This window comes from Cellvibrio sp. (assembly GCF_053579595.1).
On record NZ_JBRFPI010000531.1, the window covers coordinates 1 to 2,328 of the forward strand.

Annotated in this window: 3 protein-coding genes; 1 reads left to right on the forward strand and 2 read right to left on the reverse strand. The window is 54.6% G+C overall.

Annotated features, from left to right (window positions below; genetic code table 11):
- Positions 1-52 precede the first annotated feature (52 nt).
- Positions 53-1,084 (reverse strand): HlyD family secretion protein, encoded by a 1,032-nt coding sequence (locus ACWA6V_RS20760; protein ID WP_449524268.1) that lies wholly within the window; start codon positions 1,082-1,084, stop codon positions 53-55.
- The gene (locus ACWA6V_RS20765) at positions 1,081-1,614 is read right to left on the reverse strand and encodes a MarR family winged helix-turn-helix transcriptional regulator (protein WP_449524269.1); all 534 of its coding nucleotides are present in this window, start codon (positions 1,612-1,614) and stop codon (positions 1,081-1,083) included. The genes ACWA6V_RS20760 and ACWA6V_RS20765 overlap by 4 nt, the downstream gene beginning before the upstream one ends.
- A 206-nt stretch (positions 1,615-1,820) precedes the next feature.
- Between ACWA6V_RS20765 and ACWA6V_RS20770 the strand changes: the two genes are divergently transcribed.
- On the forward strand, positions 1,821-2,328 hold a 508-nt coding region (locus ACWA6V_RS20770), incomplete at its 3' end, for a DEAD/DEAH box helicase (RefSeq protein WP_449524270.1).

A 2,328-nucleotide genomic window follows, 5' to 3' on the forward strand; every position in this document is an offset into this window, starting at 1 on the left:
GGAACTTGATCAATCGCTGCCTGAGCCACAACACTTACCTCGCAGAGCCAGACTAGATAGAAAAACCGAGCAAAGAGCGTTTATAGCCGGTGTCGATCTCGATTCCGGTGCTCAAGCCCGCCTGCAATGCGGGTGCATCCTGGTTAGGTTTGATACTGATGCGCACCGGCACCCGCTGGGCGATCTTCACCCAGTTGCCAGTTGCGTTTTGCGCGGGGATCACCGAAAACTCGGCGCCCGTGGCCGGGCTGATACTTTGCACCTCCCCTTCCCATGCGACATCGGGATAGGTATCCACATGGACTTTTACCGACTGGCCGACACGAACGTGGGTTAAATCCGTCTCGATAAAGTTGGCCTCCACCCAGAGGTTATCGCTCGCGACCAGCGACATCACCGCGCTGCCCACAGCAATGAACTCCCCTGCTTCCGGCGGCTTGGTGACAATGCCGTCCTTAGGTGCGGTGATTTGGGTGTAATCCAGATTCAACTGGGCTTGCTCGACTTCTGCCTGGGCAGCGCGATAGCTGGGATGCTGCTCAATCGGCGCTTCAGCATCACCTCCGAGCGATTCGGCAATACGGTGTAAATCCTGCTCCAACGTAATCACTTGCTGGTCGCTGATCCGACGGGTATGGCTCACCTCATCATAATCAATCCGGGCGACGAGCTTGCGGGCGGCGAGGTTGGCCTGGCGCTGCTGCTCATTGACGGCGTAGTCGCGGTTGGCCATCGCCAGTTGCAGCTCCGATTGTTTTTCGCGGTAACTGGCATGCAAGGCGGCCAGTGTAGTGCGCACCTCACCGAGCTTTGCCTCCGCTTTAGCCAAGGCAACTTCGTAGGGTTTTCTATCCAACACCAGCAATAACTGGCCAGCCTTAACTTGTTCATTCTCCGCCACCAGACGCTCGGCGACGGCGCCAGCAACACGCGGACGAATGCTGATTACATCGGCTTTGGTATAGGCGTTATCGGTTGTCGCATAACGGCCACCGGCCAGATAAATCAACAACCCTGCGACTGCAGCCAGTGCGGGAACGACGACCAATAGAATCAAACGGCGTGACGATTTAGATTCACTCATTTTTCATTTACCTCTGATAACTCCTGATGTTCTGCAGCGTCTTTACCCAGCAAGGTCAGGTTCTCGCGCATGACGTTTAAACCGTGAAATAGTGCCTCCACCTGCTCAGGAGATAAGCCTGCTAGCGCTTTTTGCTGAAACTCGCGCGTCGCCTTATTGATCATCGCAAAGATGGGAGCAGCAGCGGGGGGTAGATAAAGCTGAAAGGCGCGGCGATCTTTCGGGTCTGGGCGGCGCTCAATCAATCCGCTTTCCGCCAACTGATCCAGCAGACGTGCGAGGCTGATAGGCTGGATCTCCATAAAGTCCGCCAAATCGACCTGACGAATCCCCTGCCACCGGAACACACCCAACAAAGCGCGAGCTTGCGCCAGAGTCATGTTGTACTGCTCGAAATAGCGTGCGGCGATACGGCGGGTCAGGCGCAGGTTGTCAGTCAACAGAAAACCCAAGCTCTCTTGCTCGGGCACCAGCGCAGGTAGCTCACCGATAATCTCTGTAGCAGATTCAGTCGTGGTAGTAGAAGTCATAGCTCACCCTTATTAATAGTTAAATATATAATATACATAGCTTACTAATTTACGAAGGAATGATTCTGCTGGAAACTGGCGCAAAAATCGGATTTTGGTTATAAAGTCATCACTATCTCGCCGTGGTTTACCTTGCTATCACCCTGGCTGCGCGTTTAACCGGTATACTGCGCGCCCATTTTTTACATTCCCCAGTCGATCTCCTTATGAACTTTGCCTCCCTCGGCCTTGCACCAGAATTACTCCATGCCATTAAAGTCATTGGCTTTAAAACCCTGACACCCATCCAGCAGGAGGCAATTCCGGCCGCGCGCCGTGGCATTGACCTGCTCGCTACCGCCCAGACCGGCACTGGTAAAACCGCGGCGTACAGCTTGCCGGTATTGCAGCAAATGCTGGAAAAAACCAAACACTGCGAAGCGGGATTTGTGCGTACGCTCATCCTCGCACCCACGCGCGAACTGGTGCAGCAAATCGCGGAGGCGATGCAGCAATTTGCGCAGTTCACGCCGTTTAAAATCGTTACTGTTTATGGTGGAGTAAAACTCACCAGCCAGGCCAGCAAGCTGCGCGCTGGTGCCGATATTCTGGTGGCGACGCCCGGCCGACTGATGGAACACGTCGAGCTGGGCAATATCAATCTGGCAAAAGTGGAATTTGCGGTACTGGACGAAGCCGGTCGCATGATGGAGAGGGGCTTCGTCACCGAGATGC